This is a genomic window from Bradyrhizobium sp. MOS002, assembly GCF_003020115.1.
Taxonomy (GTDB): Bacteria; Pseudomonadota; Alphaproteobacteria; order Rhizobiales; family Xanthobacteraceae; genus Bradyrhizobium.
Map to the genome: position 1 here is coordinate 19,995 of NZ_PYFX01000026.1, position 23,501 is coordinate 43,495.

Below are 23,501 nucleotides of genomic sequence, written 5' to 3' on the forward strand. Positions count from 1 at the left end.
CCCAACTGGTTAACCTTAGTTGCTAGAGGTAACCAGCAGGTTCAGATTTCGCCAGAGTTCAAAATGACTTCCAGCAAAGTTCCTGCCCTCGCCGCGCGAATCGAGCGCTTTCCCATCGCGGGCAGTTTCATCATCAGCCGGGGCGCCAAGACCGAGGCCGTCACGGTCGTGGCCGAGGTCAGCCGGGACGGCCTGACCGGCCGCGGCGAATGCGTGCCCTATCCCCGCTATGGCGAGACGCCCGAGGCGACCCTTGCCGCCATCCAGGCCATGCAGGCGGCCGTGGCCGGCGGCCTCACCCGCCGGGCCTTGCAAGCCGCCATGCCGCCCGGCGCGGCCCGCAACGCGCTGGATTGTGCCCTGATCGATCTGGAAGCCAAGACGGCCGGCGTCCGCGCCTGGAGCCTGCTCGACCGCCCCGCGCCGGGCGAACGCACCACGGCTTACACGATCTCGCTGGGCACGCCCGAGGCCATGGCGGCGGCGACCGCCAAAGCGGCGCACCGGCCGCTGCTCAAGATCAAGCTCGGCGGCGACGGCGACGGGGAGCGGATCGCCGCGGTACGCAACGCCGCTCCCGAATCCGAGCTGATCGTGGATGCCAACGAGGCCTGGACCGAGGCCAATCTGGAGCACAATCTTGCGGCCTGCGAGGCCGTCGGCGTCACCCTGGTCGAGCAGCCGCTCCCCGCGGGCCAAGACGACGCGCTGGCGCGGATCAAGCGGCCGCTCGTGGTCTGCGCCGACGAGAGCGTGCACGACCGCCACTCGCTCGCACTTCTGCGTGAGCGCTACGACGCCGTGAACATCAAGCTCGACAAGACCGGCGGCCTCACCGAGGCGCTGGCGATGGCCGATGTGGCTCAGGCGCTCGGCTTCGAGATCATGATCGGCTGCATGGTCGCGACCTCGCTGTCAATGGCGCCGGCGATGCTGGTGACGCCGGAGGCGCGCTTCGTCGATCTCGACGGCCCGCTGCTGCTGGCGCACGACCGCGATCATGGGCTTCGTTACGATGACAGCCTGGTCTACCCGCCGGACTCGTCGCTCTGGGGCTGAGCCTTGAGCCGGTGCCGCGCCGACCAGATCACAAGCGCGCCGCCGGCGGCCATCGCAGCCATGACGTAATAGAGGCCATCGCCGATGCGGGCGTAGATCGCCCCTGACGCGATCGAGGTGGTCGCACCCAGCAGCCCGTTGCACGCGGCGTAATAGCCCTGCCCCCGCGCGATCTGATGCGACGGCACGCGCTGCACCAGCAGACTCATCGTGCCGAGGATGGTCATCCCGAAGGTCAGGCCGTGGCCGAGTTGCACGACCGCGAGCAGCGCGAGCGGCGGATCGTGTGCGGTGACGACCCAGCGCACGACCGCGCTCGCGCCCCCGATCGCCATGAGCGAGGACGGGTGCAGCGAGAAGCGCGGCGATAGCGCGAACACGACGATCTCGGCGATCACCCCTAACGTCCAGAGGCCCGCGATCGTCAGCCCGCCGAGGCCGTGGGCCTGCCAGTTGATGGCCGAAAACGTATAATACGCGACGTGACTGCCCTGGATCAGCGCGGCCGAAACGATGATGGCCCAGAAGCCGGCATCGCGCAGCAGCGCCTTGCTGGCGTGCGCCGCAATCGTCCTTCGCCTGACATCGTCAAGCGGCTGCAGCAGCATGCCGGCGGCGACCGCAATCACGGCCCAGGCGACGATGACCCAGATCAGATCGCGCGCCGCGATGTGGTCTACGAGATAGCCGCAGGCGAGCGAGCCGGCCGCCAAGGCTGCCGAGCCCCACAGCCGCACCGGCCCGTAATCGAGCCCGTAGCGGGCGACACCGCGCAGCGCATAGGCGTCGGTGAGCGGCATGGTCGGCGTCCACATCATGCAGGTCAGCGCATAGATCAGGAACAGCGCCAGCGGCTGCTGCTGCAAGCCGACCGCCGTGAACCCGATCGCCGTCGCCAGCACGGACACCATCATGCCGGCGCGAATCGCATGTCTCTTTTCGGCAAAGGCGGTCATCTGCGGCAGCGTGGTGAAGCGCGTGATCGCCGGCAGCGCGTTGATGAGGCCGATCCAGGCCGCGTCGATGCCGATCGCCTTCAGCCAGACCGGAAAGAACGGCAGATGCGTTCCCGACACCGCGAACACGGCCGAATAGAACAGCGCGAGGCTCACGGCGAATCGCCGCTTCTGAGATGCTGCGATGGGGATTTGTGATTCGGGTGCCATCAAACCAATTGCGATTCGGTCGATATCGTGGTGATCGTTACTGTAACGCGTGGTGATTTGCGCGACGAGATTGACATGGCCAACGAAGCATTCGCCCTCTCGCCTATGTCTGCCCGCGCGGCCGAGCCGAACGAGCAGGATTACGACGCGATCCGCGAGGCCTTCCTGGAGACCGCGCGCGGCCGCTGGTTCCTCGGCGAATACGCCAAGCGCAACCGCAATGCCGACACCCGCATGGTGCTCGACGCGGTCGCGAAAATCGAAGAAACCCTTGCGGCACAGCGCCAACCCGTCGTGGAGGACCGCCTGCCCGAGGCGCTGGTCGCGATCCGGCACGCGATCCGCGAAGCCGAGACGATCGCGATCGCAGCGTTCGATCCCGCGGCGATCGAGGCAAGCCTCGCGCCGATCCCGCGCGGCCTGCGCATCATCAAGGAGATCTCCTGGCGCTGGCGCGAGATCGGCGCCGACGGGCGAATCTGCGACCTGATTGATTCGCAGCTCGCCTCCATCGAGGCGGCCTGCGCGCAGGTTTCGACCATCGACCCCCGCGCCGACCTCAAGGCCGCATTCGACCTGCTCAAGGACCGGATCGACCAGACCGACGCTGACTCAACGCCGCAGGCCGCGCGCCCCTCGCCGGCTCCGGTGCAGGAGGCGCCGTCGCCCGTTGCGGAAGCTCCGCTGCCGGAGGCCGCGCCTGCGGCGATGGCCAGCGAAGCACCCGTGGCTTGTACGGGGGCGCCGCAGGACATCGCAGAGGCAATCAAGCCCGAAGCCGCCGTGGAAGCGGCCGGAATCGTCGCCGAGGCCTTCTCCGTTGCCGAGCAGGCGACGGACGCCGCGCTCGAGCCGGAGACCGTCGCCGAGAGCCGGATCGCGCCTGAAGACATCGCTTTTGAAGAGCCGGCCACTGAGGCCTTCGCGGAGGTGACGGACGAATTTTCGCTCGATGCCGCCGCCGAAGCCGAGGACGAAGCCATCCTCGAGGCCATTGCGCTGGAGATGGCCGCGCCCGATCCGGAATTCGACGAGATCATCGGACCGGTCGAGATCGAAGCGACGGTTCCGGAGCCGGTGGTTGCGGAGGCCGCAGCGCCCATTGCAGCCGAGATACCGGAGCCGATCGCACCGGAGCCGGCCGCAGCCGAGCCAGTCGCCGCCGCAGCGGTCGTGGAGGAGCCCGTAGAGGAAGCGCCGATCGCGATGGAATCGCTGGCGCGCCTCACCAACGCCATTGCGGAAGCCGCCGCCGAAGTGATGGAGCAGCCGGCGCCGGTCATGGCGGCCACCGCGACATTCGGCGCAGCGCAGGCCACGACGCTGCCGATGACGTCGCCGGTTCCGGAAGCCTCACTTGGCGCCACCATCCTCGCCAGCGGCATCCTGCAAAAGCCCCGCGCCGCCGCCAACGATCCCATGGCGCCGATCCGCCGCATGACCCAGGCCGAGAAGATCGCGTTCTTCTCGTAGGGGGATGCGGCCTGCTCCGTCTCGTGTCCCGGACAAGCGAAGCGCAGATCCGCGACCCAGGAGCCACAGCTTCCGTCGCAACTTGGGCCCCGGCTCTGCAGCGCACCGTCAAAGAGACGCTGCGCTGCGTCCGGCGCACGAGAGCGGAGTGAGGAAAACACTCTCGCCGTCATTACGAGCGCAGCGAAGCAATCCAGAGTCTTTCCGCGGCAAAAGTCTGGATTGCTTCGCTGCGCTCGCAATGACGGATCAGCGAGATCACCCGCAATTCCACACCGCGCCGATCGGCGTTCGCGTCCAGCACGGGCCAAAACTGCCGCCGTTGTAGCGGCCGCCGCCGAAGCCAGGCCGGCCGAAATAGCGCCACTCACCGTCCCAGCCGAAATATTGGGGGACCGGATCGATGTACCAATGGCGCCGGTCGCTGGGCGACATCCGCCGCATCGCTTCCTTCTGCTTGTAGAGCGGAATGCTGTTGCTCAGCGGCTGGCGATAGCCCGGCAGGAAGCCGTAGCCATGCCAGGCTTGCTTGGGGCGCTTTTGGATTGAAGCAGCCGGCGCGACAGCCGGCAGCAGCGATAGGACGATAGCGACAGATAGACACATAAGGCGCGACATGGACCGACCATAGACAGTCGGATGCGGGCAGGCCATTCAAATTCGGGTGGGCGATGTAACAAAGCCACCGCGAAACCGAAGAGATCGGGAACGGAAATCCATCACCGAGGGGCAAGGAAACATGATTGGCGAAGTGATTGTCATTGGCGATCTGCAATTGCGTGACGGCGCCTCTGTCGACGAACACGACCGGCTCGGCGCGCGCATGTACGACATCGTCAGCCGTCTTCCCGGCTTTGTGTCGGTCAAGTCGTTCAAGGCCGACGACGGCGAGGAGCTCACCGTGTTCCGTTTTGCCTCGGAGGAAGCGCTCGAAGCCTGGCGCACTCACCCTGAACATGTCGAGACGATGAAGCGGGGACATGCCGAATTCTACGCCAGCGGCTTCCTGCAGATCTGCAAGGTGATCCGCGAGGTCGGACCATTCGAGCACGCGTGACGCCGTCCCGCACCGTTCAATCGTGCGCTGCTAGCTGATCACGCCCTTCCTGATCAGAAAGCATCCGTAGCTGCTGCTGTCCCCGACCTGCACGACGCCAAAGCTGGCTGCCGCTGCGCGATAAAAATCCGGCCGCGTGAGTTTTCCGGGCGTGACGGGGCTGCCGACGGCACGCTCGATCTCGGCGAGCACCGCGCGCTGTACGTCGGGGACGCGGCCGGGATCGTCGACCGGCATCATCACGCGCACCGGATCAGGATCGAAATCGTCGAGCGGGTAGACCGACATGATGGCGCGAATCGCGGTCTCCATGCTCATGCCCGACAACTGGATCAGGCGCTGCGAATGCGTGCTCTGCGCGATGCGTGCCGCCGGGTGGTTGGCATCGACGAAAGCGAGGTCGTCGCCATGGCCCATGGACGCCAGCAGCCAGAGCAGGTCGGGCGTGAGGATCGGATCGATGGATTTCAGCATGTGACGGACTGTCCTCCCATTGGGCGCCCACCTCGGCATGTTCCAAGCGTGATTCAGATCACGCAGCCTACCATGGTGATTGGGATCACGGACCTCAAACTCGAACGCGCCCAAGCTCCGCGGCAACCAATCTCGTATCGAGATCAGTGCCAAAGGAGCACGCCATGTTCCGCCTAAAACCTTTCCTGATGACGGCCAGCCTGCTGGCAAGCCTGTTCGGCTTCGCCTGCGGCCCAGTTTCCGCGCAAGTCGCCCCGGTCGAGCCGGCTCCCACCGCGCTGCAAGGCCCGGAACAGCGCGTCGCGCTGGTAATCGGCAATTCGAACTACCAGAACGCGCCGCAGCTCGCCAACCCCGACAACGACGCGGAGTCCATGGCGAAGTTCCTGAACTCCGCCGGGTTCGAAGTGGTCGCCGCGACCGACCTGACTCAGAACGATATGCTCCGCGTGGTGCAGGACTTCTCCGCCAAAGTGTCGGCGCGCGGTCCGAATACGGTGGCGATGGTCTACTACGCCGGTCACGGCGTGCAGCTCGCCGGCGAGAACTACCTCGTTCCCGTCGACGCCAAGGTCTCGAGCCAGACCGAGCTCGTCAACAACTCCGTCCGCCTGGTCGACGTGATGTCGACGCTGGAGACGATCCCGAGCCGCATGCGCATCGTCATCCTCGATGCCTGCCGCAACAACCCGTTCCCGAACGTGAATGATGCCGGTCGCGGCTTGGCCATCGTCGATGCGCCGAACGGTTCGATCGTCGGTTACTCGACCGCACCGGGCGCGGAAGCGCTGGACGGCACCGGCGGCCACAGCCCCTACACGCAGGCTTTCCTGAACGTCGCGCGCGAGCCCAATGTGCCGATCGAGCAGCTGTTCAAGCGCGTTCGCCTCGAAGTGAACCAGACCACCAGCGGCGCGCAGATCCCGTGGGAGAGTTCGTCGCTGACGTCCGACTTCACCTTCTTCGGCGACACCGCCGTTGCCGCCAACCGCGCGCCGGTGAATGCGCCTGTCGTGCAGATGGCCTCCAACCTGCCGAGCCGCTCGACGCGCCAGGCCTATGACTACGTCGTGTCGGAAGCTCGGCCCGAGTACTATCAGGAATTCATCACGATGTATCCGCACGACCCGCTGTGCGATCACGTCCGCTGGCTGCTCAACAACCTGCTGCTTACGCAGGCCTGGCACAAGGCGGTGCTCGCGAACTCGCCGCTCGGCTACAAGAACTTCTACGACAGCTACGGCAACACGCCCTATGCGCAGGTCGCGCTGAAGCTCCAGATGCAGCCGAAGCAGATCCCCTTGATGCAGGCGACCAAGTTCCTGGCGCCGCAGAATATCGCCCCGACCTTCAAGATCGGCAATCTCGGCCAGCCCAAATACATGCCGCTGCAGCAGGGCAATGGCGGTGCGCAAGTGAACGGCAATTTCCCGATCGTGCAGAAGTCGGGCGACAACAACGGCATCGGCAAGCTCGGCAATGGCGGCCAGATCATCAACCTGCCGGCGGGCAATAACCAGCCCAACCCGCAGAACGGCACGCCGTCGCAGACCCCGGGCAAGATCGTCACCCTGCCTGCGCCGACCAAGACCACCAACAACAATGGCGGCATCGGCAAGATCGTGACGCTGCCTGCGACTAACAAGACGCAGAACGGCGGCAACAATGCCGGCACTGTCAACGGCAACCCCGGCAAGATCGTGAGCATGCCGGTGAATGTCGGCAAGGGCGGCACGACCGTCGATGCGAAGCCCGTCAACGTTCAGACCCAGAACAACCCGATCCGCATCAACAACGGCGCGAAGATCAACAACAACCCGGTGAACAAGGTGCAGGTGCAGAACAACAACCGCCCGCAGTTCAATGAGACCAATCGCATGGTCAACAATGGCGGCAACAACTTCCGGCAGTCGATGAACCAGAGCCAGGGTGGTAACGGCGGCAACAACCACCACGGCTTCATGCACTGATCGCGGTCGGCCACACACGATAAAGGGCAGAGCGGTGACGCTCTGCCCTTCTTCATGTCAGAAGATTAGATTATCAGGCCACCAGCTCCGCAAACAAATCGGCGTCGACGTTGCCGCCGGAGAGCACGATGACGACGTTCTTGCCGGCAACATCAAGTCGTCCCGCAAGCAGCGCGGCGAGGCCCACCGCTCCGCCCGGCTCCACCACGAGCTTCAGCTCGCGATAGGCAAACGCGACGGCCGCGCCGACTTCCTTGTCCGAGGCGGTGACGCCGCGCGCGAGCAGCTTGCTGTTGATCGCAAAGGTCATCTCGCCGGGGATCAGGGCCATCAGCGCATCGCAGATGGTGCGGCCGGCGGGTGCATGCGGCTCGCGATGCCCTGCTGTCAGCGACAGGCTATGATCGTCGAACGCCTCGGGTTCGGCGACGACGATTTGGGCCAGTGGAAAGCGGGCCTTCACGGCCGTCGCGACGCCCGCGATCAGGCCGCCGCCGGAGGCCGGCGCCACCACGATGTCAGGAGCGAGACCGAGTGCCGCCATGTCTTCCGCGATTTCGCGGCCGGCGGTGCCTTGGCCGGCGATCACGAAGGGATCGTCATAGGGCCTGACCAGTGTCGCGCCGCGCTTCTCGGCGATGCCGCGCGAGATCGCCTCGCGGTCGTCGCGGTCGCGGTCGTACAGCACGACCTCGGCACCGTAGGATTTGGTGCGCTCGCGCTTGGACAACGGCGCATCGGCAGGCATCACGATGGTCGCCTGCATGTCGAGGATCTTGGCCGCCGCCGCCACGCCCTGGGCGTGGTTGCCGGAGGAGAACGCCACGACGCCACCGGCGCGCTTGTCCTGCGGGATCGAGGCGACCTTGTTGAAGGCACCGCGGAACTTGAACGAGCCGGTGCGCTGGAGCATCTCCGGCTTGAAATAGACCTTTGCGCCGACGCGTTCGTTGAGCACGGGAAAGGACAACAGCGGGGTGCGGACGGCGAAGGGCGCGATCACGCGGGCTGCGGCATCGATATCGGCAGGGCCGATCGGAAGGAGCTGTTCTGTCATGCCTGATGTTATCGCGGCGGATGAGGCGCGAGCAAGACATCTCCGCGCGAGGGCTTTGGGTTCTCAGGCGACGAATCGCGCTGGCGCCGCCCCGTTTCGGCCGGGCAGCACCGCGCCGACCGCCAAAATGCTGTCGATAAAAGCCCGGGCCGAGGCCTCCCAGGTGTAGTTGGCGGCGAAGTCCACGCAGTCCTGCCGGGAGATGTCGAGCGCGGCGAAGCAGGCGCTGCGCAGATCGTGATCGAGCGCGCCGACCGGCGCATCGCCGATCACGTCGCGGGGCCCCTTCACCGGAAACGCCGCAACCGGCAGGCCGCTCGCCAGCGCTTCGAGCAGCACGAGGCCGAACGTGTCGGTCTTGCTCGGAAACACGAAGACATCGGCCGCAGCATAGATGTCCGCCAGCTCCTCGCCGTGCTTTTCGCCGAGGAAGATCGCGTCCGGATAGGCCTCCTCCAGCGCGGCACGTGCCGGACCGTCACCGACGATCACCTTGGTGCCGGGCAACTCGAGGTCGAGGAACGCCTCGAGATTCTTCTCCACTGCGACCCGGCCGACCGAGAGGAACACCGGTGCCGGCAGGCAGAGATCGATCGCGCGGGGATGGAACAGATGGGTGTCGACGCCGCGCGGCCACAGCACGACATTGTCGAAGCCGCGCTCGGTCAGCTCGCTGGCGAGCGCCGGCGTCGCCGCCATCACGGCGCGGCTGGGGCTATGGAATCGGCGCACCGCCCGCCAGATCAAGGATTCCGGAACCGGCATGCGGGCGCGGACATATTCGGGAAAGCGGGTGTGGAAGCTGGTCGTGAACGGCAGCTTGCGCTGGCGGCAATAGCGGCGGACCATCAGGCCGATCGGCCCCTCCGTCGCGATGTGGATGCTGTCCGGGCGCGCCTCTTCGATCAGCTTCGCGATTCTGCCCGGCCGCGGCATGGCCAGCCGCACGTCGCGATAGCTCGGCATCGCAAAGGTGCGGAACGATTGCGGCGTCAGGAACGAGAATTCGACGTCGAGACCTTTGGCGGCGTCGGCAAGCTTGGTCAGCGTCCGGACCACACCGTTGACTTGCGGGTGCCACGCGTCGGTCGCGACCAGGATGCGCATCAGGCTGCCTTTGTCATGCGGCTCTGGCTGCGACCTGCGGGACCTGTGCCGGCTTCTCGGCCTGGTCCGCCCAGGTGATGATCTCGAAATGGCCGTCGTCGTGCTCGACCAGCGCCGTGCAGCTCTCGACCCAGTCGCCGCAATTCATGTAGCGGATGCCGCCCTCATCGCGAATCACCGCGTAATGGATGTGGCCGCAGATCACCCCGTCGGCATCGTGGCGCCGCGCTTCGGCGGCGAGCGCCTGCTCGAATGCGCCGATATAGTTGACCGCGTTCTTGACCTTCTGCTTGGCCCATTGCGACAGCGACCAATAGGGCACCTTGAACATGCGCCGGAAGAAGTTGACGAAGCGATTGAGCTGGATCGCGAAGTCGTAGGCCTTGTCGCCGAGATGGGCGAGCCAGCGTGCGTTCTGCACCACGAGGTCGAAGATGTCGCCGTGGATGACGAGATAGCGCTTGCCGTCCGCGCCGGTGTGGACGGTGTTCTCGACCACGTCGATGCCGCCGAAATGCGTGCCGTAATAGTTACGCAGGAACTCGTCGTGATTGCCGGGGATGTAGATGACCTTGGCGCCCTTGCGCGCCTTGCGCAAAAGCTTCTGGACCAGGTCGTTATGCGATTGCGGCCAATGCCAGCTCGATTTCAGCGCCCAGCCGTCGACGATGTCGCCGACGAGATAGATGGTGTCGGCATCATGGAAACGCAGGAAATCGAGCAAAAGGTCGGCTTGAGAACCGCGGGCTCCGAGATGAACGTCGGAGATGAACAACGTGCGAAAGCGCCGCTCCGGGCTCTCGTCACTCACATCGTAACTTCCCATGCGCCAGCCTGTAACAATGTCCCGTGACAGGGGGATGACCAATTGAACCTTTGAGGCACCTTCGGATACGAATCGCGCTTGCCTCGCCCACCCCGCGAATATCAGTCGCATGCGACAATCAGGCGACATGGGCCTCGCGGCGGTTCCGCAAGAACCCGGAACCGCGGCGCGCGCGCGACCGGCGTTCAGTAAAATTTATGGAAATGATGGATCGGGCCGTGGCCGTGGCCGACGCTGAAGCGATCGGCGGCCGCGATCGCCGCGCTGATCCAGGCCTTGGCGTTGCGCACGGCGCGCTCGAGATCCTCGCCTCTGGCGAGCCCCGCGGCGACCGCCGAGGACAGCGAGCAGCCGGTGCCATGGGTGTTGCTTGTGGCGATGCGCGGTGCGGCGAGCGCGATCGTGGTGCTGGCATCGACGAGATAGTCGATGCTCTCGGCGCCCTCGCCGTGTCCGCCCTTGATCAGGACCGCCCGGCAGCCGAGCGCCAGCAGCCGGCGCCCCTGGCTCTCGATTTCGGCCTCGCTGGCCGCGACCGGTTCGTCGAGCAGAGCCGCGGCCTCGGGCAGATTGGGTGTGATCACCGAGGCCAGCGGCATCAGTTTGATGCGCAGCGCGTCGACCGCTTCGGAGGCGAGCAGGCGATCACCCGATGTCGCCACCATCACGGGATCGAGCACGATATGCCGGGGCGCCCAGCGCGACAGCGCGGCAGCGATCGCATCGATGCTGGCCGCTTGCGCCACCATGCCGATCTTGACCGCGCCGACCTCGAGGTCGGAAAACACCGCGTCGATCTGCGCGGTGACGAATTCGGCGGGCACCGTGTGAATGCCGGTGACGCCGCGGGTGTTCTGCGCCGTCAGCGCCGTGATGGCGGAAGCGCCAAAAACGCCGAGCGCGGCGAAGGTCTTCAGGTCGGCCTGGATGCCGGCGCCGCCGCTCGAATCGGAGCCGGCAATGGTCAGCGCGACAGGCGTCGTCATGGGCGATTTTCCGCGTTTTCGAAGCCATGGCCCGTCCTAGCGCGCCTGCCCCAACCCAGCAAGTTCGCTTGCTAAATCCGGCCGGGTTTGGCCTATTAGCCGCCAGATATGCTCTCGGAGTGACCGCGATGGTTCCCTTTTTCGTCCAGATCAAATGCAAGCTCGGCCAATCCTATGTGGTCGCCAATGCGCTTGCCGAAGCCGAGATCGCCTCCGAGATCTATTCCACGGCCGGTCAATACGACCTGCTGGTGAAGTTCTACGTCGACAACGACACCGATATCGGCCACTTCGTCAACGAGAAGGTGCAGGTGTTACCCGGCATCCAGGACACCCTCACCATCATCACCTTCAAGGCGTTTGGCGCGAGTTGACCGTCCGGAAAAGGGCGGGCCCCGATCAGGCGCCGCCCTCCTTGCGCTTGGGGCGCGGCGGACCGTCCACCGCCGGCAGCGATTTGAGATAGTCCGCCATCGCCGCGAGATCGTCGTCCGGCAATTGCGAGGTGTTCTTGATCACCCGCGTCATCGCGCCGCCGACGCTGTCGCCGTCGGGCAATTCGCCGGTCTTCAGGAAATAGGCAATATCCTTCGCGCTCCACTCGCCGAGGCCCTTCTGGGTGATGTTGGGGACCCATCCCTCGCCTTCCGGATTGGGACCGCCGGCGAAGCGTTGTCCGGCGATGATGCCGCCAAGCGGGTTGCGCGGGCTGTGGCATTCCGCGCAATGGCCAAAACTGTTGACGAGATAGGCGCCACGATTCCACTGCGGCGACTTCGCGCTGTCGGCGACAAAGGGCTTGCCGTCCAGAAATAAGAATTTCCAGATGCCGACATTGCGCCGGATGTTGAACGGAAAGCCCACGTCGTGGTCGCGCACCTTGCCGGCAACGGGCGGCAGCGTTTTCAGATACGCAAAGAGATCGAGCACGTCTTCGCGCCTGGCATGCTGATAGGACGTGTAGGGAAAGGCCGGAAAATAATGCTGTCCGTCGGGCGAGACCCCGTGCATCACCGCGTTGACGAATTCGGCCTCGCTCCATTTGCCGATGCCGTCGGTCGGATCGGAGGAGATGTTCGGCGCATAGAACGTTCCGAACGGGGACTTGATCGCAACGCCGCCGCCGAGCCTGAGACGATCAGGCTGGTCAGGGACGGCATGGCATGAGGCGCAGCCGCCGGCGTTGAATATCACCTGGCCATCGGCAAGATCAGGGACGCGGGCGGGCGCGGTACCGGCGGCCGCCCCCACCGGCGCACTGAGCCACCAATAGACGCCGGCTGTGGCGAGTGCGGCGAGCAGCGCCACGGAGATTGTTCGTCGCAACATGCGGTCCTTTCGTCGTCGCGGCGAAGCTTATGACCGATGTCCTCGCGGCTCCAGCCACGAAGAATTTAGCCCACCGCGGCCTGAAACGGGAATAAACTGCAATGCCGGCTGTTGGAAGTTTGGCAGCCCAAACGGGTTCAGCAGGGAGAAAAATCATGAACAAGATCGTCATCGCCATGTCAGTGCTTGGCGCCGTTGCTTTTGCGGGTTCGGCCAGCGCGGAAAAGCTGAAAGCAACGCTCGACGCCAAGTCCGAGGTCCCCGCAACGACCAGCAGCGGCACCGGAACGGCTGATCTGGACTACGACGCCGCCAGCAAGAAGCTGTCCTGGAAGGTCACCTATTCCGGCCTGTCCGGGCCCGCCACCGCCGCGCATTTCCACGGACCTGCCGAGCCCGGCAAGAACGCCGGCGTTGCGATCCCGATCCCAAGCGCTGCCACCAGCCCGGCCGAGGGCTCGGCGACGCTGACCGACGCGCAGGCCGCCGATCTGCTCGGCGGCAAACTCTACGTCAACATCCACACCGCGGCCAATCCGGGCGGCGAGATCCGCGGTCAGGTGACGAAGTAAGCTTTCGAACGACCCAACAAAAGGGGCGGCTGCTTGCGCAACCGCCCTTTTCGATTCCGCGTAGCGCTGGCGCAGGCGTCACACCTTAGGTTCGGCTGCGTTCAGCGCCTGCGCGAGGTCGGCGATCAAATCCGACGGGTGTTCGATGCCGATCGACAGCCGGATCGTGGAATCGAGCACGCCGATCTTCCGGCGGATGTCGGCGGGAACGCCGGAGTGGGTCATGGTGGCAGGCAGGCTCGCAAGCGACTCCGTTCCCCCGAGGCTCACCGCCAGCTTGAGGATCTGCAGCGCGTTGAGGAATTTCATGGCCGCGGCCTTGCCGCCGACGATGTCGAACGAGAACGTGGATCCCGCCCCTGTGCATTGCCGCGCAAACACAAGTCCGTCCGGCGACGCCGCGTCGTGATGACCGAGATAGTGAACCTTGGCCACTTTGGGATGATCGCGCAGATAGTCCGCCACGAGGCGCGCATTCGCATCTGCCTTTTCCATGCGCAGGCTCAGCGTCTCGAGCGAGCGGTTGATCATCCAGCAGGAATGCGGATCGAGCTGGGTGCCGATGGCGCCCCGCAGCGCCTTGATGCCTTTCACCACCGCCTTCGCGCCGAGCGCGGCGCCCGCGATCAGATCTGAATGACCGCCGACATATTTCGTGAGCGAGTACAGGGAAATATCGGCGCCGTGCTCGATCGGCCGCTGAAACACCGGCCCGAGCAGCGTATTGTCGCAGGCGACGATCGGAACGTGGCCTTGGGCCTTTCCGATGGTCTCGGCGACACGCCGCATCATCGCGATGTCGACCAGCCCGTTGGTGGGGTTGGCCGGAGTTTCGATCAGGATCATCGAAACCCGGCCCTTGCGCATGGCCTCCTCCGCGGCCTGACTGACCACGGCTTGATCGACGCCATCGGCAAAGCCGACGGCGCCGATCGACAGACGCGCAAGCGTATTCGTCAGCAGGGTTTCCGTCCCGCCATAGAGCGGCTGGGAGTGCAGAATGACGTCGCCGGGGCGGACGAACGCCAGAATCGTGGTCGCGATGGCCGCCATGCCGGACGAGAAAAGCGCACAGCTCTCGGTGCGCTCGTAGATCGCGAGCCTGTCCTCGACGATTTCGCTGTTGGGGTGATTGAAGCGCGAATAGACTAGGCCCGCGCCCATCCCTTCCGGCGGCTCGCGCCGGCCAGAGACGAAATCGAAGAAGTCCTGGCCGTCCTCGGCCGTCTTGAATACGAAGGTCGAGGTCAGGAACACCGGCGGCTTGACGGCCCCTTCCGATAATTGCGGATCATAGCCATAGGTCAGCATCAGCGTTTCCGGATGCAGCATGTGGTTGCCGATGTGCGTCTTCGACGGGAACGGTTTTACCATGGCCTGTCTCGCTGTTGCTAATTGAGGTGCTCGCCGAGGGTTGGAACTCCCGATGTCATGAACGAGTCAGGAAGCGGAATGCGTCAGCGTCAAGAGCTCACGCAATGCCGCGGCGGCTGGAGTAAAGATAGCTGCTCCAGCGGCGATCCGTCAGGCCTTGCGGGTAGAATTTCCAGCGGCGACACGCGGCCCAATAAAAAGGGCGGCTGCTTTCGCAGGCCGCCCTTCTAAAATCTGGTAGCCCGGATGGAGCGCAGCGCAATCCGGGACAGTATGTCAGCTCGGATAGATCTCCCGGATTGCGCTGCGCTCCCATCCGGGCTACGCGCTTCCTGTGCGCCTCAACCGTTCTTCACGCGAAACGTTTCGTGGCAGCCGCCGCATTCCTTACCGACCGCGGGAAAAATCGCCTTGAGCGAGTCGAGATCCTTGATCTTGCCCTTGGCCTCGGCGACGACCTTGGCGAAGCTGGCGACCTTGGCATCGAACCCGGCCTTGTCCTCCCAGACCTTCGGCGAGGCGCTGTAGTCGCCCTCGGGCTTCATGCCTTTTGCGCTCGCCGGAAACAAGTTCGGCAGCTTCTTGGCGGTGTCCTCGAACTGCGCCAGCGCACTGTCCACCGTGGCCTGATCGTAGGGCTTCTCGCCCTTGACGATCGCCGCCACGGCGCCGGCGTTCTTGCCGTTGCCCTTCATCAGGGTCTGGACCTCCTTGACGGAGTCCTGTTGTGCCCAAACCGCGCCCATACCGAGCAGGAGCGCGCCCCCAACCACCAACACTCGCTTCATTCGCAGAATCCTTTTCCCTAATGCAGGATCTTGCTGACCCCTCAATGGGCCAACACCGCCTGGCAGATTTCATTCCGTGAAAAATTGTCACAGGCTGTGACGGCGATGGTGCTCGTTGACGGCGATCCACACCCGCTCCGGAGTCGCCGGCATGTCGATGTGGTCGATCTTGTATTCGCGCCAGAGCCCGTCGACGATGGCATTGACGACCGCCGGGCAGGACCCGATCGCACCGGCCTCTCCCGCGCCCTTCACCCCCAGCGGATTGGTCTTGCAGGGAACGTTGGCGGTCTCGAACACGAAGGCCGGCCCGTCCGCCGCGCGCGGCAGCGCGTAGTCCATGAAGGTCGCGGTGACGAGCTGGCCGTCGCCCGCGCCATAGACCACCTGCTCCATCAATGCCTGGCCGATGCCCTGCATGGCGCCGCCATGGACCTGGCCGGCCAGCAGCAGTGGATTAAGCGTCATGCCGAAATCGTCGACGATCACGTAGTTGACGATTTTGATGATGCCGGTGGCCGGATCGATCTCGACCTCCGCGACATGGGTGCCGTTCGGATAGGTGCCGTCGGCGCTGGCGAAAGTCGCGCTCGCATTGAGCTTCGACGGATCGACGCCGGCACGCTTGGCGAGGTCGGCGAACGAGATCGAACGGTCGGTGCCGGCGATGCGCACCAGGCCATCGGTGATCTCGAGGTCGCCGGCACTGGCTTCCAGCGCCTGCGCTGCGATCTCCTTGAGCCGCGCGCCGAGCTCGCGGGTCGCACGCTCGACGCTGACACCGCCCGACGGGATCGAAGCCGAGCCGCCGGTGCCGAGGCCCGTGGCGATCATGTCGGTGTCGCCCTGGTGGACGTGCACGCGCTCGGGCGCAACGCCGAACTGCTCGGCGACGATCTGCGCGTAGGCGGTCTGATGGCCCTGCCCGCTCGACTGGGTGCCGATCAGGACGGTGATATCGCCATTGGGGTCCATCCGCACGTTGGCGGTCTCCTCGCCCATGGTGCCGCAGACCTCGACATAGCTCGCAAGTCCGATGCCGCGGATCAGGCCGTTCTTCTTGGCCGCCTTGGCGCGCTTGCCAAACTCCTTCCACTCGGCGATCTCCATCGCGCGCTTCAGATGCGCGGCGAAGTCGCCGGAATCGTAGACCTTGCCGGTCGCGGTCTTGTAGGGCAGCGCCTTCGGCTGGATGAAATTCTTGCGGCGGATGGCATCCACCGTCATGTCGAGTTTTCGCGCGCAGGCGTCCACCAGACGTTCGATGACGTAAGCAGCCTCGGGCCGCCCGGCGCCGCGATAGGCATCGACCGGCACGCTGTTGGTGAAGATGGTGCGCACACGGCAGTGGAACGCCTGGATGTCGTAGAGGCCCGGCAGCATGCCGGCGCCGCCATGGGGGATATAGGGCCCGAAGGTCGACAGATACGCGCCCATGTCGCCCATCAGGTCGCAATCCATCGCGAGGAACTTGCCGTCCTCGGCCAGCGCCATTTTTGCGGTGGTGACGTTGTCGCGGCCCTGCGCGTCGCCCATGAAATGCTCGGTGCGGTCGGCCGCCCATTTCACCGCCTTCTTCAGCTTTCGCGCGGCGACTGCCAGGAGGGCGTACTCCCGATAGGGAAACAGCTTCGTGCCGAAGCCGCCGCCGACGTCGGGGCAGATCACCCGCATCTTGTCGGTCGGAATGTTGAGCACGTTCTGGCAGAGGATGTCGCGCAGGCGATGGCTGCCCTGGCTGCCGACCGTCAGCGTCAGATGGTCGCGCTTGGCGTCGTATTCGCACACCGCCGCGCGCGTCTCCATGAAGTTCGCGACGACGCGTGGATTGACGATCGAGATCTCGGCCACCGCATGCGCTTTGGCAAAGGCAGCCTCGGTCGCTTTCTTGTCACCGATCGAGACGTCGAACAGCACGTTGCCGGGCTTGTCCGGCCAGACCAAGGCTGCGCCCTTCTTCACAGCATTGACGACCCCGGTTACCGCCGGCAGCGGGCTCCATTTGACCTCGATCGCCTCGATCGCGTCGCGGGCCTGGTCGATGGTCTCGGCGACGACGAAGGCGATGGAATCGCCGACATGTCGCACTTCGTCCTTGGCGAGGATCGGGTAAGGCGGCCCGGTGAAGGGATCGGTCTCGAGGTTAAACAGGCAGGGCAGATTGCCGAGATCCTTGACGTCATGGGCAGTCAGGATCAGCGCGACGCCGGGTAGGGTGCGGGCGCGACTCGCATCGATGGTGTATTTGGCATGCGCATGCGGCGAGCGCAGCATCAGGCAGCGCAAAGCGGCCTGCGGCGCATAATCGTCGGTATAGCGGCCCTTGCCGCGGATGAGCGCGTCATCCTCCTTGCGCAACACACTTTGGCCAACGCCGAACTTGATGGGAGCCGCCATTTTCTCGTCCCGTTTCTCATGGTTGTTTTGCCGGCATATTGCCGTGGAAAAACTGGCAAGGCAAACGGGTTTAGGCGGGCCGCGCCTGTCAAGGCCGATGATTCGAAGCCGCCCTCGGGGGCTTCGGGCGACCCCGCGCCTCCATGGCTGAATTTCCTGACCATGAGGTATTTGTCATACGTGATATGACCTATACGGACTGCAGCGGGATCCGTGCCGTAGACCTCGAATCCGTTGCGCTTGTAGGTCCTGATTGCAGCGATTGCTTCGAGCAGGACCTCAAGATGTACCTGCTCGACGCATCCCTCAGCATCGGCAAGAAGCTCCTTGATGAGTCGATCTCCGATTTCTTTACCTCGGCCATCTTCCCTCACGTAAACCGTGAAGATGTGACCCCTGTGCTGCGACCGAAGAGCTGGCGACACGTAGAAGCCTGCGACTCCGATCAGATTTCCCCGCCAGAGGGCGCCAAGGATCGCCCCACTGAGCCAATGCCGATAGGCAGTCAGCATCGCCTCTCCGCCCTCGTCCTCTTCGGCAGAACCAAATGTTTGAGGGTGCGTCCGAAGCGCCTCCGCGCGAATGTCGCGAAAGAGGTCGAGATCATCGACAGTCAATCGGCGGATTTCCAAATCCGCCGGGGCACTCGGCGCATGCGACATCATGGTCGCTTCCTCTCCTTGTCGCTGCGAAGGTCGGCAGGACCGCTGGTCGGTCACATCCCACCGCGGCCCCACAGGGTCCTCGCATTATCCCTCAGCCTTTCGATAGCCCGTTCCGGCGAGATGTAGTCGACCTCGCCACGCGTCAGGCCGATATCCATCAGCTCCCTGTCACTCAGGTCCTGCAAGGCGATTTGTGGACCCTGCCGCCAGCGCCAGTCCTGGAGCGCACGCCAGTATCGCGAGAGCAAGCCTGGGATGCTGCGCGTCGATGCAAGTTCGAGGGAGAGTCCCTCGGCCTCGGATGTGATGTTCGTCTGTTGGGGTGGCATCGGACGCTCCTGCTGTTGTGCCGGCAGGGAAGCGTGGCCAAACAAAAGGCCCCCTCCGATGCCGGCGGGGCCTGGTGGAAAGATGTCGTCGTCGAATTCTTAGCGCGCGACTCCTTCCACGGCCCAGCCGAAGCGGGTCATGTGGTTGCGGTTGAGTTTGCGCACTGATTTGATCATGCGACGCGATTACTACAGCAATCGCGCAAAATCAAGAGATGTGTAGAGGTTCGCTGCATCCTGGAGGCGAGTCCCTACCTGAGGGTGCCGGGCGCCGAAGCCGACGACGCCCGTCAACGCCCTTCACGACTTCGTCTGCTTCGCTTCCACGTATCGTGCGAAATTGTCGAGGATTGCCTGCCAACCGCCTTGCTGCTGCTCGACCGAGTGCGTCGATTCGCCATCGAAGACAACCCGGACCAGAACGCCCTTCGGGGCGGGCACAAACTCGACTTCAGCTTTTCGCTCGCCGAACGCGTATTCGATCCGCTTGTGCTCGACGATCTTCGTATAGGTACCGGCGAAGTCAAAGCCCATGCTGCCGTCCTTGGCCTCCATGCGCGAGGAGAAGACACCGCCTTTTCGCAGGTCGACGGCCGCCTTCGTCGTATGCCAGTCGTCGGACGCGGCGTTCCACTTCATGATGTCGGCAGGCGTCGTATAAGCGCGCCAGACCTGATCGATGGGGGCTGCTACGTTAGTTTCGACGGTGATCCTCATAAACAGTGCTCCTGGTTCGAATTTTGCCGGCTCGAGGTGACGGCATCACGTCAATTGTGCAGGGTCCATCCGCCGCACTTCCGAGATGTGTCCATCCAAGGACGATCGAGACTGGCCCGTGCCGACAAGGTCGAGCCGTCAAAAATATGAAAAGCTAGCCGCGCACCAGCGAGACCAGCCAGCGGCGGCCGAACAGTGCAAGGATGGCGAGCGCGTAGACAATCGTGCCCCCGACGGCCAGCAGAAGCAGCGTCAATTCGTCCCGGAAGTGCATCGACCCCAACCAAGGACCGCTAAAGCGCGCGATGAGCCAGAAGGCGGCGGCCAGGATAAGGCCGGTCAGCAGAAATTTGGCGAGCGACAATAGCCAGGCGCGGTCCGGCACGAGAAAGCCTCGCCGCACCGCGAAGAACAGCACCATCAGCAGGTTGGTCCAGACGCCGACGGCAGTGGCCAGCGCAAGCCCGATCTGGGCCAGCGATCCCATCAAGGCAATTTTCAAGGCGACGTTGACCGCGATGCCGGTCAGCGACGCCCGCACCGGCGTCGCCGTGTCCTTGCGCGCATAGAAGGTCGCGACCGCGCTGCGGATCAGCACGAAGGGGATCAGGCCGATGGCATAGGCCGCGAGCGTGGCGCCTGCGGCGGCGGCATCGGCTTTCGAGAACGCACCGCGAGCGAACAACGCGCGCATGATCGCGTCGGGCACGGTGAGGAAGGCGGCGACGAACGGCACCGAGAACAGCAGCGTGAAATCGAACGCACGGCGCTGCGCCTTCATCGCACCGTCATGGTCGTTGGCCGTGATCCGCCGCGACATCTCCGGCAGCAGCACCGTGCCGATGGCAATGCCGATGACGCCGATCGGGAGCTGGTTGAGACGGTCGGCGTAATACAGCGCCGACAACGCGCCGGCGGGCAAGAAGGTCGCGATGATGGTGTCGGCAAACAGCGCGAGCTGCGTGCCCATCGCGCCCAGCGTCGCCGGCCCGAGTGCCCTAAAGAATGCGCGGACGTCTTCGTCGAGCTTGAGCGGCGCAAAGCGCGGCAGGCCGCCATGGCCGGCGAGATCGCCGGCGAGCAGGACATATTGCAGGAAGCCGGAGATGAGGACGCCCCAGGCGGCGGCGTGGCCCGCACTGGGAAACCAGGCGGCGAGCGCCAGCGTCATCATCATCGAGATGTTGAGGAAGATCGACGCGGCCGCGGCGCTGGCAAAGCGCTGCATCACGTTGAGCATGCCGCCATAGAGCGTCACCAGCGTGATCAGCAGCAGATAGGGAAAGGTGATCCGCGTGAGCTCGATCGCGAGCCTGCGCTGTTCGGCGTCCTCGGAAAACCCGGGCGCCAGAATGCTCATGGCCTGCGGCATGAACAGCCAGGCGACGATCAGCAGCACCACCTGGGAGGCCAGCAGCAGCGTGAAGATGCGGTCGGCGAACAGTCTTGCCGCCCCCTCCCCGCGCTCGCCATGGACATGCGCGTAGGCCGGCACCCAGGCCGCGTTGAAGGCGCCCTCGGCAAAGATCGCACGGAAATGGTTGGGCAGGCGCAGCGCCACGAAAAAGGCGTCGGCGACGGGGCCGGCGCCGAGAATCGCCGCGAGCATGATGTCGCGGGCAAATCCCGTCAGCCGCGAGAGCAGCGTGTAACCACCAACCGTGAAGATACGTCCGAGCATCGTTCCCTTCTAAAGGAAGAGCTCGCGCAGCAAAACGGGGAAATCAGGTTGAAAGCGCGCCGCGCACGGCCGCGATGATTCGCTCCTGATCGGCTTCGGTCAGATAGGCATGCATCGGCAGGCTGATGACGTCCTGCGACAGGCTCTCGCAAGCAGGCAGGCCGCCCTCGGCGACCGGGTACTGCTTGTAGGCGGTCTGCTGATGCATCGACTTGCCGTAGTAGATCGCCGTCGGCACGCCCTGCGCCTTCAGCGCGGCGGCAAAGCCGTCGCGGTCGGTGCCCTCAGGGAGGCGGATCGTGTACTGCGCCCAGACCGACGTATTGCCGGGAGCCACGCGCGGCACGGTGACCACATTGCTGAGACCGCGCGCGTAGCGCTCGGCGACCTCGTTGCGGGCGGCGATCTCGTCGTCGAAGATCTTCAGCTTCTCGATCAGGACCGCGGCCTGCATGGTGTCGAGCCGGCCGGTCAGGCCGAGGCGAACGTTGTCGTATTTGTCGACGCCCTGCCCGTGCACGCGGATGCTGCGCAGCGTCGCCGCGAGCTCGTCGTCGTCGGTGAAGATTGCGCCGCCGTCACCGAAGCAGCCGAGCGGCTTTGCGGGGAAGAAGCTGGTCGCGGTGGCGAGCCCAAAGGTGCCGAGCTTGCGGCCCTTGTAGCTCGCGCCAAAACCCTGCGCGGCGTCGTCGAGCACGAACAGGCCTTCGGCCTTGGCAATCTCCGCGATGGCGTCGTGATCGGCCGGCTGTCCGAACAAATCGACCGGAATGATCGCGACCGGCTTGAGGCCGGCCTTGCGGGCGGTCGCGATGCCGCGCTTGAGCGATTCCGGGCTCATGTTGAAGGTGGCTTCGTCGACGTCGACATAAACCGGCGTCGCGCCGGTTCGCGCCACGGGCGAAGCCGTCGCGATGAAGGTGAAGGACGGACACAGCACGGCGTCGCCCGGCCCGACATTCTTCGCCATCATCACCATCAGGATCGCATCGGTGCCGCTGGCGCAACCGATGACGTGCTTGGCGCAGCAATAGGCCGCAAGCTGCTTCTCGAGCTCGGCGACTTCAGGACCGTTGACGAACTGACAATGATCGAGAACGCGCTTCACGGCTGCATCGAGCGAGTCGCCGAGCCGGCGGCGCTGCGAGGCGACGTCGATGAAAGGAATGGGTTCGGAACGCAGATGCTGGTTCATGGCCTGGTTCTTGGCGCCTTCTTGAGTGATCGGCATGGAGAGGAATCAGCCAGCGACGCGGCGCGGACCCTTGCGGGCAGACGAGGTGGCCGCGGGCCGCGACGGCGTTTCCAGGCACTGCGTCGCGATCTCGAGGCTGGCGACGCCTTCGTCACCCGTGACCGCCGGCGTCTCGCCGTGACGCACGGCCTTGAGGAACGCGATCAGCTCGGCGCGGAGCGGCTCGTCATGGCCGACCGGCAGATGCCGCATCGAATAGCTGCCATCAGGCTTGAAGCCGAAACATTCGGTGACCTGGCGCGTCAGGAGATCGCCCATCACGTATTTGCCGCGGGTCGCGACCGTGACGCTGCGCGCCTTGAACGGCGTCAGCCAGTTGGTGTTGATGTGCGCGAGCACGCCGTTGGCGGTGCGGAATTGCAAGAGCGCGATGTCCTCGCGCTCGGCGACCGCGCTCGACAATTGCGGCTGCACCTCGATGATGTCGGATTCGGTGAACCAGCGGATCAGATCGATGTCGTGCACGGCAAGATCGATGACGACGCCGACATTGGACATGCGCGGCGGGAACGGGCCGACGCGCGTGATCGCGATCGACAGAATGTCCTCGCCCGCGATCGCCTGCTTGACGGCGGCGACCGCCGGATTGAAGCGCTCGACATGGCCGACCATCAGCGTCACGCCGGCCTTTTGCGCAGCCGTGACGATCTCACGGCCTTCCGCGACCGTGGACGCAATCGGCTTCTCGACCATCACGTGGATGTTCTTGGCGATGCAGGCGAGCGAGACCTCGTGATGCAGATGGGTCGGCGCCGCGATGGTGACGGCATCGACGCCTTCGGCCAGCAATTGGTCGAGCGTCTCGAAGCTCGCGCAATTGGCAAGCTCCATCGCCCGCGTGCGATGTGCCGGCGAAGGATCGACGACGCCGACAAGGTTGACGCCGGGAAGACCCGCGAGCACGCGCGCATGATTGCTGCCCATCACGCCTGCGCCAATGACACCGACGCGCAAGCCGGCCTTTGCCAGTGCAGATCCTGTGGAACTCATGTGAGCAAACCCCGATTCAACGCAAATCCCCGGGGCGCTTCTAGCACGGACGCCACATTTGTGGCGAATGCGGAGCTAGCGGTCCGGACACGATTTGATTCAAAAAATTACACGTTTTCCGGGCCTTAAGTCCCTGAGAGCCTGACTCAAAAAGCGTAGACGTCTTCAAGGTCTGGCCAAGCGGCGAGTTAAGAGCCTCAGATGGGCAGCGAGTAGCCAGGCGAGCTCG

23 protein-coding genes are annotated in these 23,501 nt (G+C 64.7%); 6 read left to right on the forward strand and 17 right to left on the reverse strand.

Annotated features, from left to right (window positions below; translation table 11 throughout):
* Nucleotides 1-63 precede the first annotated feature (63 nt).
* Complete coding sequence (gene dgcA, locus C7G41_RS34150; protein ID WP_106946648.1) at nucleotides 64-1,059, forward strand: N-acetyl-D-Glu racemase DgcA; 996 nt, start codon at nucleotides 64-66, stop codon at nucleotides 1,057-1,059.
* Here the strand turns inward: dgcA and C7G41_RS34155 are convergent.
* The gene (locus C7G41_RS34155) at nucleotides 1,029-2,225 is read right to left on the reverse strand and encodes an MFS transporter (protein ID WP_106946649.1); all 1,197 of its coding nucleotides are present in this window, start codon (nucleotides 2,223-2,225) and stop codon (nucleotides 1,029-1,031) included. The two genes, dgcA and C7G41_RS34155, sit on opposite strands and share 31 nt — an antisense overlap.
* A gap of 75 nt (nucleotides 2,226-2,300) precedes the next feature.
* Here C7G41_RS34155 and C7G41_RS34160 point away from each other — a divergent pair, with 75 nt between their 5' ends.
* Entirely contained in the window at nucleotides 2,301-3,698 is a 1,398-nt protein-coding gene (locus tag C7G41_RS34160; protein ID WP_199198761.1) for a hypothetical protein, read from the forward strand.
* A 258-nt stretch (nucleotides 3,699-3,956) separates the two neighbouring features.
* Here the strand turns inward: C7G41_RS34160 and C7G41_RS34165 are convergent, their stop codons facing one another.
* Nucleotides 3,957-4,316 carry a hypothetical protein gene (locus C7G41_RS34165; RefSeq protein ID WP_106946651.1) on the reverse strand — a complete coding sequence of 120 codons (360 nt, stop codon included), beginning with the start codon at nucleotides 4,314-4,316 and terminating at the stop codon, nucleotides 3,957-3,959.
* Nucleotides 4,317-4,437: 121 nt separating this feature from the next.
* Here C7G41_RS34165 and C7G41_RS34170 point away from each other — a divergent pair, with 121 nt between their 5' ends.
* Entirely contained in the window at nucleotides 4,438-4,755 is a 318-nt protein-coding gene (locus tag C7G41_RS34170; protein ID WP_007602028.1) for an antibiotic biosynthesis monooxygenase, read from the forward strand.
* A gap of 30 nt (nucleotides 4,756-4,785) precedes the next feature.
* Here the strand turns inward: C7G41_RS34170 and C7G41_RS34175 are convergent, their stop codons facing one another.
* Nucleotides 4,786-5,229 carry an RbsD/FucU family protein gene (locus C7G41_RS34175; RefSeq protein ID WP_106946652.1) on the reverse strand — a complete coding sequence of 148 codons (444 nt, stop codon included), beginning with the start codon at nucleotides 5,227-5,229 and terminating at the stop codon, nucleotides 4,786-4,788.
* 164 nt (nucleotides 5,230-5,393) lie between these two features.
* Here C7G41_RS34175 and C7G41_RS34180 point away from each other — a divergent pair, with 164 nt between their 5' ends.
* On the forward strand, nucleotides 5,394-7,199 hold the full coding sequence (locus C7G41_RS34180) for a caspase family protein (RefSeq protein ID WP_199198762.1): 1,806 nt from the start codon (nucleotides 5,394-5,396) through the stop codon (nucleotides 7,197-7,199).
* A gap of 73 nt (nucleotides 7,200-7,272) precedes the next feature.
* On the opposite strand, the gene C7G41_RS34185 is transcribed toward C7G41_RS34180, so the two are convergent.
* The 4 genes from C7G41_RS34185 to thiD form a co-directional block, all read right to left on the reverse strand.
* On the reverse strand, nucleotides 7,273-8,256 hold the full coding sequence (locus tag C7G41_RS34185) for a threonine/serine dehydratase (RefSeq protein ID WP_106946654.1): 984 nt from the start codon (nucleotides 8,254-8,256) through the stop codon (nucleotides 7,273-7,275).
* 63 nt (nucleotides 8,257-8,319) lie between these two features.
* Nucleotides 8,320-9,363, reverse strand: coding sequence for a glycosyltransferase family 1 protein (locus C7G41_RS34190; protein ID WP_106946655.1), 1,044 nt, complete (start codon nucleotides 9,361-9,363; stop codon nucleotides 8,320-8,322).
* A 13-nt stretch (nucleotides 9,364-9,376) separates the two neighbouring features.
* Nucleotides 9,377-10,189, reverse strand: coding sequence for a UDP-2,3-diacylglucosamine diphosphatase (locus tag C7G41_RS34195; RefSeq protein WP_007602023.1), 813 nt, complete (start codon nucleotides 10,187-10,189; stop codon nucleotides 9,377-9,379).
* Nucleotides 10,190-10,374: 185 nt separating this feature from the next.
* A complete protein-coding gene (gene thiD, locus C7G41_RS34200) occupies nucleotides 10,375-11,175 on the reverse strand; it encodes a bifunctional hydroxymethylpyrimidine kinase/phosphomethylpyrimidine kinase (protein ID WP_106946656.1) in 801 nt (266 codons plus the stop codon).
* 128 nt (nucleotides 11,176-11,303) lie between these two features.
* Here thiD and C7G41_RS34205 point away from each other — a divergent pair, with 128 nt between their 5' ends.
* A complete protein-coding gene (locus C7G41_RS34205) occupies nucleotides 11,304-11,549 on the forward strand; it encodes an Lrp/AsnC family transcriptional regulator (RefSeq protein WP_007602021.1) in 246 nt (81 codons plus the stop codon).
* 25 nt (nucleotides 11,550-11,574) lie between these two features.
* Here C7G41_RS34205 and C7G41_RS34210 read toward each other — a convergent pair whose 3' ends face one another.
* On the reverse strand, nucleotides 11,575-12,504 hold the full coding sequence (locus tag C7G41_RS34210; protein WP_106946657.1) for a cytochrome c: 930 nt from the start codon (nucleotides 12,502-12,504) through the stop codon (nucleotides 11,575-11,577).
* Between the two features lie 155 nt (nucleotides 12,505-12,659).
* On the opposite strand from C7G41_RS34210, the gene C7G41_RS34215 reads away from it, so the two are divergent.
* Nucleotides 12,660-13,076, forward strand: coding sequence for a CHRD domain-containing protein (locus C7G41_RS34215; protein WP_106946658.1), 417 nt, complete (start codon nucleotides 12,660-12,662; stop codon nucleotides 13,074-13,076).
* A 78-nt stretch (nucleotides 13,077-13,154) separates the two neighbouring features.
* On the opposite strand, the gene C7G41_RS34220 is transcribed toward C7G41_RS34215, so the two are convergent.
* The 9 genes from C7G41_RS34220 to C7G41_RS34260 form a co-directional block, all read right to left on the reverse strand.
* The gene (locus C7G41_RS34220) at nucleotides 13,155-14,450 is read right to left on the reverse strand and encodes a cystathionine gamma-synthase family protein (RefSeq protein WP_106946659.1); all 1,296 of its coding nucleotides are present in this window, start codon (nucleotides 14,448-14,450) and stop codon (nucleotides 13,155-13,157) included.
* A gap of 341 nt (nucleotides 14,451-14,791) precedes the next feature.
* A complete protein-coding gene (locus C7G41_RS34225; protein WP_106946660.1) occupies nucleotides 14,792-15,238 on the reverse strand; it encodes a cytochrome c in 447 nt (148 codons plus the stop codon).
* Between the two features lie 87 nt (nucleotides 15,239-15,325).
* Nucleotides 15,326-17,599, reverse strand: a complete 2,274-nt coding sequence (locus C7G41_RS34230) for a xanthine dehydrogenase family protein molybdopterin-binding subunit (RefSeq protein WP_245446846.1) — start codon at nucleotides 17,597-17,599, stop codon at nucleotides 15,326-15,328.
* Complete coding sequence (locus C7G41_RS38515; RefSeq protein ID WP_106946662.1) at nucleotides 17,512-18,300, reverse strand: GNAT family N-acetyltransferase; 789 nt, start codon at nucleotides 18,298-18,300, stop codon at nucleotides 17,512-17,514. Before C7G41_RS38515 ends, C7G41_RS34230 begins: the two co-directional genes overlap by 88 nt.
* 50 nt (nucleotides 18,301-18,350) lie before the next feature.
* On the reverse strand, nucleotides 18,351-18,629 hold the full coding sequence (locus C7G41_RS34240; protein ID WP_106946667.1) for a DUF1127 domain-containing protein: 279 nt from the start codon (nucleotides 18,627-18,629) through the stop codon (nucleotides 18,351-18,353).
* Between the two features lie 300 nt (nucleotides 18,630-18,929).
* Nucleotides 18,930-19,346: an SRPBCC family protein gene (locus C7G41_RS34245; protein ID WP_106946663.1), complete on the reverse strand. Its 417-nt coding sequence runs from the start codon at nucleotides 19,344-19,346 to the stop codon at nucleotides 18,930-18,932.
* A gap of 154 nt (nucleotides 19,347-19,500) precedes the next feature.
* A complete protein-coding gene (gene murJ / locus C7G41_RS34250) occupies nucleotides 19,501-21,027 on the reverse strand; it encodes a murein biosynthesis integral membrane protein MurJ (RefSeq protein WP_106946664.1) in 1,527 nt (508 codons plus the stop codon).
* 43 nt (nucleotides 21,028-21,070) lie between these two features.
* Nucleotides 21,071-22,258, reverse strand: a complete 1,188-nt coding sequence (locus C7G41_RS34255; protein WP_106946665.1) for a DegT/DnrJ/EryC1/StrS aminotransferase family protein — start codon at nucleotides 22,256-22,258, stop codon at nucleotides 21,071-21,073.
* A 9-nt stretch (nucleotides 22,259-22,267) separates the two neighbouring features.
* On the reverse strand, nucleotides 22,268-23,272 hold the full coding sequence (locus tag C7G41_RS34260) for a Gfo/Idh/MocA family protein (protein ID WP_106946666.1): 1,005 nt from the start codon (nucleotides 23,270-23,272) through the stop codon (nucleotides 22,268-22,270).
* Between the last annotated feature and the right edge of the window lie 229 nt (nucleotides 23,273-23,501).